This window comes from Niallia sp. WK069_GA_01 (assembly GCF_983173855.1).
Genome location: NZ_OZ470138.1, coordinates 818913 through 833557 on the forward strand (window position 1 = coordinate 818913; position 14645 = coordinate 833557).

Below are 14645 nucleotides of genomic sequence, written 5' to 3' on the forward strand. Positions count from 1 at the left end.
AAAGCGCACGTAAAGATTACTTCCCATAGCATTAATCAGTATGGAAAAATGGACAAAAAAGTAAAACCCCGGCTTAGAAAAAATTTTCATGCCGGGGTGTGAGTGTGAAATCATGTGTGTTTCTTATGGGGTTGCTTTCCACTACGGGTTGCTTCGCTTTCCGCGGGGTGGGAGCTCTGAGCCTCCTCGGCATTGCCATGCGGGGTCTTTAGCCTTCCCACATTTCCCGCAGGAGTCTTCGCACCCTCCGTTACAAGCAACCTGTTTTAGAATACGTTCTTGTCTTCGAATTTCATGACAAGGTATGATGACTAAACACTAGTAGCGTTGATTTTTTATGTTTATTATTCAACGTTGTTCTCCCAAAATGTGCACTTTTAGTCTATTTCTATAAGATGGATGTTTTCACTAGTTCAACGACAGCAACTAATGGATTAAAACGGCTTGATTGGAGTGTAAGGTGCGAGACTCCTGTGGGATTAGCGGGTTAGATGAGACCTAAGCAGGCGCACGTCCCACGGAAAGCGAGCATCCTGAAACGGAAAGAAAGCCCCTATTTATAAGGAATAATGTTTGCAAAAACACCTTAAAAGATTAATCAATCATCCTTTTCTAATTGCTCTAAACCAAGTTAAGTCAATACATGAAGAAGGATTTATAACTGCGAAGTTTGAGTAAAAACGAATAAAAAAATTTTGAAATTTTTTCTAAAAAATATAAAAACCAAGTTGACAACGTGGAAAACTTTGTATTAAAATCTATTCAAGATATCTTAATAGCTGACCGGAAAACCGAAGGCATATTTTCTCCATTTTTATGGTGGGAAATATGCCTTTTTTTATTAAGCTACAAAGAAGGAGGGAAAGTAGGAATTTAAAACCGATTAAACTTATCGAAATTATATGTTTTGTGAATATACATAATGCAGTTTTTTAATTCTTAGAAAGGGAGTGAAGGGAATGACCATTTCAGTGGTTGTAAATAATAAATCGTTTACGCAAGGAAGTAAAAAAATAAAGGCATTAGATACTATTAATCTATCAATGGAGGAGCAGGATTTTCTTACAATAATTGGTCCGAGTGGATGCGGAAAAAGCACCTTGCTGAAAATTATTGCTGGACTTGATACAGAATATGAAGGAGAAATTACGATTAATGGTCGTTCAGTAAAAAATGCTGGTATTCAACAAGGATTTATTTTTCAAGAGCACCGATTATTTCCATGGTTAACAGTAGAAGAAAATATTGCAGCAGACCTTTCTTTGAAAAAGAAGGAGGTGCGCAGGAAAGTGGATGAATTAATTGAGATTGTCCGCTTAAAGGGATCAGAAAAATTATATCCAAAAGAATTATCTGGCGGAATGTCCCAGCGGGTTGCTATAGCAAGAGCATTATTGCGTGATCCGGAAGTATTGCTGCTGGATGAACCTTTTGGTGCCCTTGATGCATTTACAAGGAAGCATTTGCAAGATGTTCTTTTGGATATTTGGCAAAAGAAAAAAATGTCGATGGTTTTAGTGACACATGATATAGAGGAATCAATCTATCTTGGCAATTCTTTGGCGATTATGAAGGCGAAACCAGGAAAAGTACATAAGGAGATGAAAATTCCTTTAGCATATCCTCGCAATCGTACATCAACTGATTTTCAAGCATTCAGACAAAGCGTTCTAAAAGAATTTGAACATACAGAAAATGAGACATATGCAGAAGGGCTAGGCATCTAATTAATGGGGGAATCACGATGAAAAAGTTAACAATTATTTTTACTGTATTGCTGCTTTTGCTTTTAACAGGCTGTGGTGCAAAACAAAGCACTGGAGAGAAGGAGAAACTAAAGGTCATTAATATCGCCATTCAACAAAGTTTAACACCACTTTTGTTAGCAAAGGAAAAAGGCTGGTTTGAAGAAGAGTTTAAAAAAGCTGGCATTCAAGTGAAGTGGACGGAGTTTCAAAGTGGTCCACCGCAGTTTGAAGGAGTTTCAGCTGGGAAGATTGATTTTGCAGGTGTTGGGAACTCCCCTGTTATTGCGGCACAGTCAGCAGGAATTGGATTTAAAGAATTATCTGTTTATCAAGATGGATTAAAAGGAAATGCTATTTTAGTAAATAAAGATAGCAAGATTAAGAGTATCAGTGACTTGAAAGGCAAAAAAGTAGCAGTTGCCAAAGGGAGCAGCGGATTTGATTTTCTTTATAAAGCGATGGATCAAGCTGGTCTGAAGCCGGATGATGTGCAAGTGATTCAATTGCAGCCAGATGAAGCAAAACCGGCTTTTGATAGTGGTTCAGTGGATGCTTGGTCTATCTGGGAACCATTTATCTCTATAGAAACAATTAATAATGAGGCAAAGGTGCTTGCAAATGGAGAATCTCTAGATAATATTTATTCTCCTGCATTTTTCCTTGTGAGAAGTGACTTTTCTGATCAACACCCAAAAGAAACGGTTCAATTCTTAAAAGTAATTCAAAAAGCAGTAGCCTTTCAAAAAGAACATAGGGACGAAGTGGTCGATATTTATGCGAAGGCCAAGAAGCTGGATAAAAAAGTAGTGGAAAGTGTTCTTGATAACACAGGAGCAACCAATGATCCTGTGACCGATGAAATTATAAAAGCACAGCAAGAAACAGCTGATTTCCAATATAAAATTGGGGCAATTAAAAAGAAAATTGATGTAAAAGAAGTGGTAGATAATACGTTTATTGACGAAGCATTAAAATCTTCCAAGTAGAAAGGAGTGTAATAATGAGTGACATAAAGGCAATCACTGGTCAAACGCATCAAGTTAAGTTTAAGGCAGGCAGTCAAACGAAAAAGAAAAAGGTGGTTGGCTTATCGGTGTTAAAAGGGTTAGTGCTGCCTATTCTGATTCTTGTTGTTTGGCAATTGGCTGGAAACATGCAATTCGTTTCTTCTATTGTATTGCCGACGCCAAAGGATATTGCGTTATCTTTTAAAGATTTGATTATTTCAGGTGAATTAGGAGCTAATTTAAGGATAAGCATTTGGCGTGCTGCCGTTGGTTTCTTACTAGGTGGAAGCATTGGCATTATTTTAGGAGCTATTATAGGGTTTTCGAGAAGATCAGAGGATTATTTAGATCCTTCTTTGCAAATGCTGCGAACTGTACCCCATTTGGCTGTAACGCCTTTATTTATATTATGGTTTGGGTTTGGTGAGCTTTCGAAGATTTTATTAATTAGCATGGGAGCTTTTTTCCCTATTTATATTAATACATTTCAAGGAATAAGAGGGGTGGATAAAAAATTGTTTGAAGTGGCAAAAGTGTTGGAGTTTAGTCCGCTCAAACAGATGACAAAACTGATCTTGCCAGCAGCTCTTCCTAATATCTTATTAGGTGTTCGCTTGTCACTTGGCATTGCTTGGCTTGGATTAGTTGTTGCTGAGCTGATGGGCTCAACTGCTGGAATTGGCTATATGATCATGGATGCTAGGCAGTTTTCACAAACAAGTATTGTTTTTGTAGGGATTATTATTTTCGCAGTAGTAGGGAAGCTGACAGATTCTTTAGTGAGATTATTGGAAAGAAGATTATTAAAGTGGAGAGATAGCTTTCAAGGGGAAAATTAATGAATGAAATGATGGGAGAGATAAAAATGGAAATACTTTGGTTTGTACCTACTCATGGTGATGGGCATTATCTAGGATCAACGATAGGCGGAAGATCTTTTAAATATTCGTATCTAAAACAAATCGCACAGGCTGCAGATCAGTTAGGCTATACGGGAGTATTATTACCAACAGGAAGATCCTGCCAAGATCCCTGGATTACGGCTTCGGCTTTAGCTGCGGAAACAAGATATCTAAAATTTTTAGTAGCGGTACGTCCAGGATTAATGCAGCCACCTGTTGCAGCAAGGATGGCCTCCGCATTGGATCACATTTCGGAAGGGAGATTGTTGATTAATGTCGTAGCTGGAGGAGATCCGGTGGAACTAGCAGGAGATGGGGTTTTCTTGTCTCATGATGAGCGCTATAAAGAAACAGATGAATTTATGACAGTATGGAAATCTCTTTTAGAAGGAGAAAAGGTGAACTTTGAGGGTGACCATATAAAAGTGGAAAATAGCAGTCTATTGTTTCCTGCGTATCAATCACCACGACCTCCAATTTATTTTGGAGGATCGTCAGAGGCAGGACAAGAAGTGGCAGCTGAGCATACTGATGTTTATTTAACTTGGGGGGAACCACTTGATCAAGTGAAAGAAAAGATAGAATCGGTAAAAGCGAAAGCAGAGAAAAAAGGAAGAACGCTGCGTTTTGGCATCCGACTTCATGTGATTGTCAGAGAAACAGAAGAAGAAGCTTGGAGTGCTGCTGAACGATTAATTAAATATGTTGATGATGATGTGATTGCAAAAGCACAGGCAACACTTAGTCGCCAGGATTCCACGGGGCAAAGAAGAATGTTTGATTTGCATAAAGGCGATCGCAGCAAATTGGAAATCAGTCCTAACTTATGGGCGGGAGTGGGATTAACAAGGGGAGGAGCAGGAACTGCATTGGTTGGAAGTCCTCAATCAGTCGCAGCACGAATAAAAGAATATCAGGAAATTGGCATTGAATCTTTTATCTTCTCAGGGTATCCACATTTGGAAGAAGCTTATCATTTTGCCGAACTCGTTTTTCCATTGCTAGACTTTAAAGGAAACAGGGAAAATAATGATTCACTGGCATTCTTGTCAGGAGAAACTGTAGGAAATGACTATTTTCCACAGAAAGTAAAAGTGGAATAAGTAAAAGGAAGGCACTCAGAAATGGGTGCCTTTTTGTCTGGGTGTGGGAAGCTATAGGTGGAATGGTGGAAAACATGGCTGAGCATGGGGAAGGAATTAGAGGAACGCGGGAAAAATTGGAGGAACGCGAGAAAAAAGTGAGGAGCGCAAGAAAAAATCGACAAATGAAGAAAAATTTTTTGAAAGGAGATAATAATAGGAAGGAAATGCTTATTTTGAGAGCGAAATAATAGGAGTAAGCAAAATATTGCTTAATCAAAATGGAAGGATGATTTTTATTGTTACTAAAGAGGAAAAACTAAACCAGTTGATTAAAGATTATTGGGAAATGTATGAAACACACAAGGATTATTCGTATGTTATTAAACCTTCTATGCCAATTATCTATTTTGGCGACAGTAAAGAATATTTTGATTCCCCCATCCGTATCATAACTGTTGGATTAAATCCTTCTAAGCGGGATTTTCCTAAAGATGACCCTTTCCAAAGATTTCAATCAATGATACAGGACCATTATTATCATTTCAATCAACAATACACTGCTGCATTAAATCATTATTTTAAAGAAAATCCGTATAAAGCATGGTACGACCCTTCTTTTGAACCGCTATTGGAGGGATTAGGTGCCAGTTTCTATGGAGGGAAAGAGAATACAGCCCTTCATACAGATATATGCTCGCCCTTAGCCACCAATCCGATATGGGAGGATTTGAGTAAAGAGGAACAACAAAAACTTCAGACAAAAGGTGTGCAGCTATGGCATCAATTAGTGGAGTATCTGGAGCCGGATATTATTTTAATTTCTGTTGCTGGAGAGCATCTTACCAAAATTCAATTTGAAACAGTAAGTGATTGGCAAACCATTTATACAGTCCAATCAGATCGCCCGTACTTAATGAATAGCAAAAAGGTGAAATTATCAAAAGATAAAGAAACGGCTGTTTATTTCGGCAGAGCAGCTGAATTGCCTTTTGGAATGGTTTCAGCCGACATAAAATATACCATTGGAAGCTGCATTAAGACTTTAATCGAAAAGGAAAAAAATAAGCCTTCCTTTATTCCATTTTTGCATCCAGAGTTGGAGGCAGAACAAAATAATGTGGATCCTTTTAACTGGACGGAAGAGGTGCAGTAAATTTTTATAAAGCAGACTAGAGACAGTTTGTTAATTAAGCTGTCTCTTTTTTTTTTTTGATTCAGAAAGTTTTACTTGAAATGTAAAAAGCATTATGTTAAATTACAACTATATTGTAATGCAAAGTAGTTGATTTTTTTTACGCAACTATATTGTATAACAAGTTAGATGAGGGATAGAAGGAAAGAAGGGAAATTAGTGTCATCAAGCCAAATTTTAAAAGGTATTTTAGAAGGTTGTCTTTTATCTATTATCGCCAAAGGGGAAATCTATGGATATGAAATGATGGAAAAACTAAATGGTTTTGGATTTACAATGGTTAGTGAGGGAAGTATTTATCCATTATTGCTGAGAATGAGAAAAGAGGGACTAGTGACAACTAGTCAAAAAGAACTTCCTTCCGGTGGCCCTAAGCGAAAATATTACTCATTAACTGGAAAAGGAACAGAGGAATTGGAAGAGTTTAAAAAGAAGTGGAGTACTATCTCCAGCAGTGTGAACAATTTATTGGGAGAGGATGATTAACTTGTTGAATATTTCACAAGAAAGCCGCAGTTTTTTAGAAGATTTACGACTTTATTTATTTTCAAGTGGAAAAAATGAAAAAGAGGCAGAAGAAATCATTAGCGAATTAGAAGATCATTTGTATGTGGCTGAAAAAGATGGAAAGAAAGTAGATGATATAATTGGGAATACACCAAAAGCGTATATGGAACAATTAGCAAATGAAATGTCTTTTGATTTTAAAGCAGTTCTAAAATATATCCCAATTATTATACTTGGTGCCTTTTCTTATATTGTAATGGGGGATGCTTTGCAAGGAGGAATAAAGTACTCCCTCCTTAGAATAACTGGATATTTGTTTATATTTTTATTTGTGTTATTGCTTATTTCCGTTGTATTTAAGTATGTTGCAAGTAATAAAATTTCCAAAACTAAGGAACGGTTACTTTTTGCTTTGCTTGGAATTATGCCAACAATTTTATTTATTGGGCTAATTTATTTGGATAGATACTATGACACAACAATGATCTCTTTTGGAAAGGCTGGAAATATAGCTGCAATCCTGTTTTCCATTCTTGTTTTTGTTGGAATATCCATTTGGAGCAAAACTTGGGTTTCTATTATTCTTCCTATTCTATTGTTTTTACCAGAGTTTCTTCTTAATAAAACGAGCTTTCAAGAGAGTACTCAATTAATAGTAACCAGTTTAGTAACTTTTGTTGGTATTGGCATTTACTTTCTTATCGTAAAAAATAAAGAAAAAAGATAATATAGAATTATATCAAAAAGTTTAATGACGGCTTTTTTAGAAAGTACTGTAAGCACTGAATCTGTACATCTAGCTATCACACTTAAAATGGAATGGTAGATTTGGAAATGGGTGAAATGAATAAAATAGTCCAATTCATTCTATGAATTGGACTAAAAATGGGAGCTAATATAGTGTATCTGTTTTCACCTTTTATTAGATTAATGAATTATAACTGCCCATTCTTAATAACCTTGCTCATCATCTCTGCATTCGGATAATCTCTATCTTTATATTGCTGGATTACTTTTTCTGTATCATAGTTAACGCGGACAATGGAGGTTTGAATGCTGCCTTCATGGATTTCGGCTAATCCATAGGAGGATTTTGCTTGTCCATCAAAAGGCAATCCAACACTTCCGATATTCATCACAATTTTACCTTTTATATAACGGATATATGGTTTATGAATATGAGCGTAAACATAGATTTCAGAATTTGTTGCAGACATTAATGTTTTTTCTATGACGTCATCTTCAGCGTGTGGAAGCACGATGTCAAATAGACTTGTTGGCGTGGCATGAAAGCCGTGGATGGATACACCTTCTACCTCTGTATGAATTTCAGTAGGAAGGCTGCTTAAGAAGTCTTTGTCACTTTCTTCTAATTGCGACACAATCCAATCTCTTTCCTTATTCATTAAATCCAATGCTTCATCCGGAACCTCTCCTTGATTAACACCTCTTACTACCCATTCATCGGCATTTCCTTTAATCACATCTGTATTTAAACTGCGAATTAAATCAAGTGAACGTCTAGGTTCTGGTCCTCGATAACAAATATCGCCAAGAACATAAATTTTATCCACCTTTTTACTTTTCATATCTTCTAGGACAGACGCCAGTGCAACCGCATTTCCATGTATGTCGGAAATAAATGCAATCTTCATCGGTAATAATCACTCCTTGTAAAATAATAGAGGTTGTTCAAAAACCATCACTGGGAGATGAGAAGAATCTCTCACTGCTGGAAGTTTTCTTTATCGTATCATTTATTTTGGAAGAAGTTAACTAAGAGCTTTGTAAATGAAGTATGGTTTAAACACAAGCGGATAAATTGTAATAGTTATCTTAATGGATATCCCTTTGAAGATACAACAAGTAAACTAGAAGCAAAGAACTAACATCCTATTAAATGTGACAGAGATTGCGGAACGATCTTCGAGTGTTACCGAATTAGTTCGCATAACTTCAGATAAATCTAAATATATCATTAACTTGTTCTTCATTATCCTCCTCCTACAAACTGATAAACTCAATCTACAGAAATGCAATTATTATACGAAAAAGTGTTCATTTGAAGGGAGCAAAAACTGTTCACATTATTTTAGCGATTACAATAGAAATTAACGCTTACAAAATAAGGTGACAATAAAGCCTTATTTATCTTATTTTTCGCCAACGAGCTGAGCATTTTTTCAGGCTTTATAAATAGATATTTTTCTACCTAAAAAACCTTCCATATTATATACAAACGGAAGGTTTTTAACTATATCTTATAGTACAAATCTGCGTATAATTTACATTTATTAACGACTTCTATCTTTGTTTTTACTCTTTAAATCATCATGTAAACTTTTACCCCACAATTCTACACCTGAATTGTATGCTGCTCTGCCTATAATATGACCAGCAACTGGTGTAGTTAGAAAGAAAAAAACAATTCCTAGTAATATCCTTGAATTAAAATGGCCAGTTATAAAATAAAAATATAGAAAAGTAGCCAGCAGAATGACCATAATACCAAGGGTTGATGCTTTAGATGCTGCGTGGTTTCTCGTATATACATCTGGAAATCTTATTATTCCTAAAGCAGCAACCAGATTAAGAAGAACCCCAATTGATATTAACAAGACAATGAATACTTTAACTATCTCGGTCATTTTCAATTACCACTCCCTTCTCTAAAAATTTAGAAAAGGCTATAGTACCAATAAATGCCAGGATTCCAATTACTAAAATAACTTCAAGCAAAGCATTTGTGTTTAGAACAATGGATATTAGTGCGGTTAAGCCCGCTAAACTAATTCCAATGGCATCTAGAGCAATTATTCTATCAGGGATTGTTGGGCCTTTAATAGCTCTGTAGGTAAAGCCTAACATAGCAATTACGATAAACAGTATCGCAATATAAATAAATGTCTCAAACATTATCGCCCCACCTCCAAGATCGCTTTCTCAAATGTATTTTTGATGGAGTCAATTGATACTTGTACATCATTAATATCTAATGCATGAACATATAATGTTTTGTTATCAGGAGATATCTCTATGACTAAAGTTCCAGGTGTCAATGTAATCAGGTTTGCTAGAATTGTTATCTCCCAATTGCTCTCTAAAATTGTTGGGTATGCGAATATACCTGGCTTCATATCAAGTTTTGGTTTTAGTACCGATTTTAAAACTGCAATATTTGAAAGTATTAATTCTCTAATAAAAATATATGTGAGTTTTAATACAGCGGCTATTCTTAAAAGGTAAAAACGAGACTGAAAAAAACCTCTGAAGATAAAGATTATGATCAAACCAAAAAGATATCCTTTAAAAAAGACTACTGGTTCAAACGATACAGTCATTACCATCCACATACAACCAAGAAAAACATTTAATAATATTTGAAATGCCATACTAATCACTCCTTTAAGACTGCATCAATATAAATTTCTGGTTTAGCCAAGGTCTCAGCTGCTTGTGAGATATAAGAGAAAACTACTTCGGCACCCACACCATAGAAAATAGAAACAATAAGCAGGATTATTGGTGCAATCATTAAAGTTTTTACTGGCACCTTCTCTTCCCCTTCATAAGATCGGTATGAACCCCAAAATCCATTTATAAAAATTTTCATTACTGAATATAAAATTAGAAGGCTAGACATTAATACAATAGCAGATCCTAGGTAGTTTTCTCCTTCAACCCCACCCTTAATAATTAAAATCTTACCGATAAACCCACTAAGTGGAGGAATCCCTGCCAGTGATAAGGCACTTAAGAAAAACGTCCATGCTAATCCAGGATAACTTTTAATCAATCCACTTATTTCTTTTAAATTACAAGTACCAGTAATACTCGCTATAATACCTACTAATAGAAATAGAGTCGCTTTAATAAGCATATCATGGATTAAATAAAACACAGAACCTACCAGCGCATCAGTTGTCATGGTCGAAACACCGAAAAGTATTACTCCGACAGCAATTATGATATTGTAGATGATAATTTTTTTTATATCTGAATAGGCAAGTGCACCAATTAAACCAAGGATAATACTTAAAATAGAGAGAATAGCTAAGATCTTACTAGTATAGCCTGTATCATGATAGAAAAATAAAGTGTACGTTCTTATAATAGAGTATACTCCTACCTTTGTCAGTAGTGCTCCGAAAAGAGCCATTACAGGAATAGGAGGGGCATAATAGGAACCCGGAAGCCAGAAGTATAAAGGGAAAATCGCTCCTTTTAACCCAAATACCACTAAAAATAAAATACCTATCACGGTTACAATTCCCGGTTGTCCTATTTCACTAATTCTCTGAGATATATGTGCCATATTGAGCGTTCCAACGACTGAATATAAATAAGCAACTGTTATAACAAATAAAGCGGAAGATATAATATTTACTAGAAGATATTTTATAGATTCACGTAGTTGTATTTTTGTTCCCCCAAGTACTATAAGTGCATAGGATGCCATCAACATTACTTCAAAAAAGACAAAGAGGTTGAAAATGTCGCCTGTTGTAAAAGCACCATTTACGCCTACAATTAGGAAGCTAAAACATGGATAATAATAAAATCTCTCTCGTGCTTCTCCGATGCTTCGGAAAGAGTAAATTAGACAGGCAAATGCCACAATGCTAGTTGTTAGAACGAGTAAAGCAGATAACATGTCAGATACAAGTGTAATCCCAAACGGTGCTTCCCAGCTAGAAACATCCAATGTTTGTATACCATCCTGTCTAATCTTTTGTACCAATATGACAGATAGAAGTACATTAACAAACGAGGATATTCCAGAAATCCACCTTTGACCAACAATGTTATTCGAAAAGAAAAGAAGAATAACTCCAGTAATTAAAGGGATTAGTATTGGTAAAAGTAATAGATTAATCATGGTCTTCATTTCCTCTCAATTTTTCCATATTATCTGTTCCAATTTCTTGATAGGTGCGATAGGCTAACACTAAGAAAAAGGCAGTCACTCCAAAACTAATCACAATAGCTGTTAATATTAACGCTTGAGGGATCGGATCTGTATAGGATTCTGCCTTCTCTCCAAGCAATGGTGCCGCTCCTTTTTTTAATCCACCCATTGTTAGAAGAAGCAAGTGTACTCCATGACTTAGTAACCCAGTCCCTACAATTATTCGAAGCAAACTTTTCGAAAGCATTAAATAGGTTGCACAAGTAAATAAAATTCCAATAACAAAAATCATGATAATTTCCATTATTCATCTCCCCCAATCGTTTGAATAATAGTCATTGTTACTCCTACAACTACTAAGAACACACCTAAATCAAATATCGTGGCTGTATGCAGCGAAAGATCTCCAATTATAGGAATTTCAATATGAGTATAAGCATGAGTAAGGAAGGGGACGTTGAAAAGTAAAGACCATGCTCCCGTTCCAATAGAAAATAGAAGGCCAATTGCAATCATATAAATATAATTAAAGGGTAGTATTTCTTTAACCGTCTTTAAGTCAAAAGCTAATAGTAATAATACGATGGCTCCAGAAGTTAACAAGCCACCTATGAATCCTCCTCCCGGTGTGTAATGACCTGTAAAAAAAATAAATACAGAGAAAATAAGAATGATAAATAATACTATTTTTGTAGTAGTCTGTAAAATTATGTCATTTGTTTTCAGTTTTCTTACCTCCCTTTAGGCGGAGCTTAATTAATCCCAAGATTCCAACTGCCGCAATAGCAAGGACGGTAATTTCAAACATAGTGTCAAGTCCACGAAAATCAACTAGGATGACGTTCACCATATTTTTCCCTGCTGCCTCTTTATATGTGTTTTCTACATAATACTGTGAAATTGATTCGAATCGCTTATTACTATGTGCTGATAAGGCAATAAGTGTTACAATTACTCCTACCCCAATAGAAATAAGGGCATTTGTTATTTTAAATGAGACTCGTACTTCCCGCTTTTTTAACTTAGGCAAATGGTAAAAACATAGCAAAAATAACGCAACGGAAATTGTTTCAATAACAAGTTGAGTTAATGCTAAATCTGGGGCGCGGTATATAACAAAAAACAACGAAACTGAATAACCAACCGCGCCTAATAAGATAATAGAAGTTAATCGTGATTTAACAAAAAGAATACTAATAGCTACAATACATATACCTACAGCTAGGAAGACCTCAGAGATATGAATGTTAGATATATTATTTGTATCAATAGTAATAGCGTTCTTTATAAATAGGGTGGTTCCTAAGATGATGATAAAAAATGAAAATAAATAGATAAGATAGGTTCTAGAAGAGCCAGTTAATAAGCTACTGGTTATTCTACGAGAAAACTTTTCTGTACTCTTTAAAATACCGTCATAAAGGTGGTTAAGTGAAATTCTGTCTGGAAAGATGCTATACACCCTACCCCATCTTGTATAAGTCTTGTAAAGTAAGAAACCTATAACAACAACACCAAAGGTCATGAATAATTCTATGTTAAAAAAACCATGCCAGAATGAAATATGAACGTCCACTGTAAAATTAGGCATTATAGCAGCAACAGCTGGTGAAATAATTGTAGTCGACAGGACATTAGGAAAGAAACCAAAAACAATAACAAGTGAAGCCAAAACAATAGGTGGAATTAACATTCCGATTGGGGCCTCATGTGGTTTTTTCTTTAATTTTTGAGGCTGGAACTTCCCTGTGAACGTTTTAAAGACTAAGATCATGCTATAAACAAAAGTGAAAATACTGGCTACCCATGCGATAACAGGAAACAGTATCCCAATTGTCTCTAAATTTAAAATATCCATATTTAGTACTCGTACCATTGCGGTGAAAAACATTTCCTTACTTAAAAAGCCATTAAATGGAGGGAGACCAGCCATTGAAAATGTACCTATAATTGCAACTGTAAAGGTAATTGGCATAAAAGGCATTAATCCACCAAGCTTACGAATATCTCTAGTTCCTGTTTCATGATCTACAATTCCTACCACCATAAAAAGAGCACCTTTAAAAGTTGCATGATTGATTAGATGGAATACTGCAGCAACGGTAGCGACGGTATAAAAACTATCTTTAACAGAATCAAAATGTAACGCAGCCCCACCGATACCTAACAATGTCATAATCATTCCAAGTTGGCTAATAGTTGAAAAGGCAAGTATACCTTTTAAATCAGTTTGTTTAACTGCTGAGAAAGATCCCCAAAATAATGTTATAATCCCAAAACCTGCTACTAACCATATCCATAGAGCATCTTCAGCAAATACTGGGCTCATTCTAGCCACTAAATAAATCCCGGCTTTAACCATCGTAGCCGAATGAAGGTAGGCACTTACAGGAGTTGGTGCTTCCATAGCATCAGGTAACCATATATGAAATGGAAATTGAGCTGATTTTGTAAAGGCTCCAAGTAAAATACAAAGCATTGCAGGTATAAATAAGTAGTGTGTCGGTATTTCATTTGATTGTTGAATGATTTCAGATATGCTGAAACTCCCTGTAATTAAATAGAGAAGAATAATCCCCCCTAACAAAGCGAGGCCTCCCAAGACAGTAATTAGCATTGATTTTTGTGCACCGTACCGTGACTTTTCTCGGTTGTACCAATATCCAATTAATAAGAAAGAAGAAAAGCTAGTAAATTCCCAAAAAGTATACAAAACAATCAGGTTATCAGAAAGAACAACACCTAGCATCGCTCCCATGAAAAGCAGCAAATATACATAAAAATTATTTAATTGTTCTTTATCTTTGTTTAAGTAATAAATGGAATAAAGAACAACTAAAGAACCAATACCAGAAATTAAAAGAGCAAACAATAAAGCTAATCCGTCAACTTTAACAGTAAAGTCAATCCCAAGAGTAGGAATCCAAGAAAAAGATTTTGTTACCGTTTGTTGAGTGGAGATGATAGGAATAAAAGATAAAAAATAAACGAATAAAGGAATTGGTAATGTTAGAACAAACCAACCTGTGTGCACTTGCCTAAATATCTTAAACAATATTGGTATAAAAATGGCAAGTAAGAATGGTGAAATTATAGCGAAATGAAGTAAAGACATAGAACTCCTCCCTATTACATAATTTATTTTCAGGAACATTCAAAATAAATAAATTATATATAATCTAATCGTTATTGATTCTTTAGTAGTGTCTTCTCTAGACTATCAAATATGTGGAATATATAATTTATTAAAATAAATGTATTATTTTGTAACTAATTGTATAAATCGCAGTCTTCT

The 14645-nt window shown here is 35.3% G+C and carries 15 protein-coding genes and 1 pseudogene; 7 read left to right on the plus strand and 9 right to left on the minus strand.

Annotated elements, in window-relative coordinates; genetic code table 11:
- The first annotated feature begins 959 nt into the window (after positions 1 to 959).
- The 7 genes and pseudogenes from AC5LWL_RS04000 (at position 960) to AC5LWL_RS04030 (ending at position 7168) form a co-directional block, all read left to right on the plus strand.
- A complete protein-coding gene (locus tag AC5LWL_RS04000) occupies positions 960 to 1727 on the plus strand; it encodes an ABC transporter ATP-binding protein (protein WP_493433115.1) in 768 nt (255 codons plus the stop codon).
- A 17-nt stretch (positions 1728 to 1744) separates the two neighbouring features.
- Entirely contained in the window at positions 1745 to 2734 is a 990-nt protein-coding gene (locus tag AC5LWL_RS04005; protein ID WP_493433116.1) for an aliphatic sulfonate ABC transporter substrate-binding protein, read from the plus strand.
- Between the two features lie 128 nt (positions 2735 to 2862).
- Positions 2863 to 3594: pseudogene (locus AC5LWL_RS04010) on the plus strand (ABC transporter permease); the annotation flags it as partial.
- Positions 3595 to 3620: 26 nt separating this feature from the next.
- Complete coding sequence (gene ssuD / locus AC5LWL_RS04015; RefSeq protein WP_493436534.1) at positions 3621 to 4760, plus strand: FMNH2-dependent alkanesulfonate monooxygenase; 1140 nt, start codon at positions 3621 to 3623, stop codon at positions 4758 to 4760.
- 247 nt (positions 4761 to 5007) lie between these two features.
- Positions 5008 to 5895 carry a hypothetical protein gene (locus AC5LWL_RS04020; protein ID WP_493433117.1) on the plus strand — a complete coding sequence of 296 codons (888 nt, stop codon included), beginning with the start codon at positions 5008 to 5010 and terminating at the stop codon, positions 5893 to 5895.
- A gap of 198 nt (positions 5896 to 6093) precedes the next feature.
- Complete coding sequence (locus AC5LWL_RS04025) at positions 6094 to 6420, plus strand: PadR family transcriptional regulator (protein WP_493433118.1); 327 nt, start codon at positions 6094 to 6096, stop codon at positions 6418 to 6420.
- A gap of 4 nt (positions 6421 to 6424) precedes the next feature.
- The gene (locus tag AC5LWL_RS04030; RefSeq protein WP_493433119.1) at positions 6425 to 7168 is read left to right on the plus strand and encodes an HAAS domain-containing protein; all 744 of its coding nucleotides are present in this window, start codon (positions 6425 to 6427) and stop codon (positions 7166 to 7168) included.
- A 208-nt stretch (positions 7169 to 7376) separates the two neighbouring features.
- Here AC5LWL_RS04030 and AC5LWL_RS04035 read toward each other — a convergent pair whose 3' ends face one another.
- The 9 genes from AC5LWL_RS04035 to AC5LWL_RS04075 all read right to left on the minus strand — a co-directional run bounded on the left by AC5LWL_RS04035 (position 7377) and on the right by AC5LWL_RS04075 (position 14465).
- The gene (locus AC5LWL_RS04035) at positions 7377 to 8096 is read right to left on the minus strand and encodes a metallophosphoesterase family protein (RefSeq protein WP_493433120.1); all 720 of its coding nucleotides are present in this window, start codon (positions 8094 to 8096) and stop codon (positions 7377 to 7379) included.
- 216 nt (positions 8097 to 8312) lie between these two features.
- Positions 8313 to 8435 (minus strand): hypothetical protein, encoded by a 123-nt coding sequence (locus AC5LWL_RS04040; protein WP_493433121.1) that lies wholly within the window; start codon positions 8433 to 8435, stop codon positions 8313 to 8315.
- 300 nt (positions 8436 to 8735) lie between these two features.
- Positions 8736 to 9089 carry a monovalent cation/H(+) antiporter subunit G gene (gene mnhG, locus AC5LWL_RS04045; protein WP_493433122.1) on the minus strand — a complete coding sequence of 118 codons (354 nt, stop codon included), beginning with the start codon at positions 9087 to 9089 and terminating at the stop codon, positions 8736 to 8738.
- Positions 9073 to 9309, minus strand: a complete 237-nt coding sequence (locus AC5LWL_RS04050; RefSeq protein ID WP_493436535.1) for a Na(+)/H(+) antiporter subunit F1 — start codon at positions 9307 to 9309, stop codon at positions 9073 to 9075. The genes mnhG and AC5LWL_RS04050 overlap by 17 nt, the downstream gene beginning before the upstream one ends.
- A 47-nt stretch (positions 9310 to 9356) precedes the next feature.
- Positions 9357 to 9833, minus strand: a complete 477-nt coding sequence (locus AC5LWL_RS04055; RefSeq protein ID WP_493433123.1) for a Na+/H+ antiporter subunit E — start codon at positions 9831 to 9833, stop codon at positions 9357 to 9359.
- A gap of 5 nt (positions 9834 to 9838) precedes the next feature.
- A complete protein-coding gene (locus AC5LWL_RS04060) occupies positions 9839 to 11320 on the minus strand; it encodes a Na+/H+ antiporter subunit D (RefSeq protein WP_493433124.1) in 1482 nt (493 codons plus the stop codon).
- The gene (locus tag AC5LWL_RS04065) at positions 11313 to 11654 is read right to left on the minus strand and encodes a Na(+)/H(+) antiporter subunit C (protein WP_493433125.1); all 342 of its coding nucleotides are present in this window, start codon (positions 11652 to 11654) and stop codon (positions 11313 to 11315) included. Before AC5LWL_RS04065 ends, AC5LWL_RS04060 begins: the two co-directional genes overlap by 8 nt.
- A complete protein-coding gene (locus tag AC5LWL_RS04070) occupies positions 11654 to 12076 on the minus strand; it encodes a Na(+)/H(+) antiporter subunit B (RefSeq protein ID WP_493436536.1) in 423 nt (140 codons plus the stop codon). The genes AC5LWL_RS04065 and AC5LWL_RS04070 overlap by 1 nt, the downstream gene beginning before the upstream one ends.
- The gene (locus tag AC5LWL_RS04075) at positions 12063 to 14465 is read right to left on the minus strand and encodes a Na+/H+ antiporter subunit A (protein ID WP_493433126.1); all 2403 of its coding nucleotides are present in this window, start codon (positions 14463 to 14465) and stop codon (positions 12063 to 12065) included. Before AC5LWL_RS04075 ends, AC5LWL_RS04070 begins: the two co-directional genes overlap by 14 nt.
- Positions 14466 to 14645 lie beyond the last annotated feature (180 nt).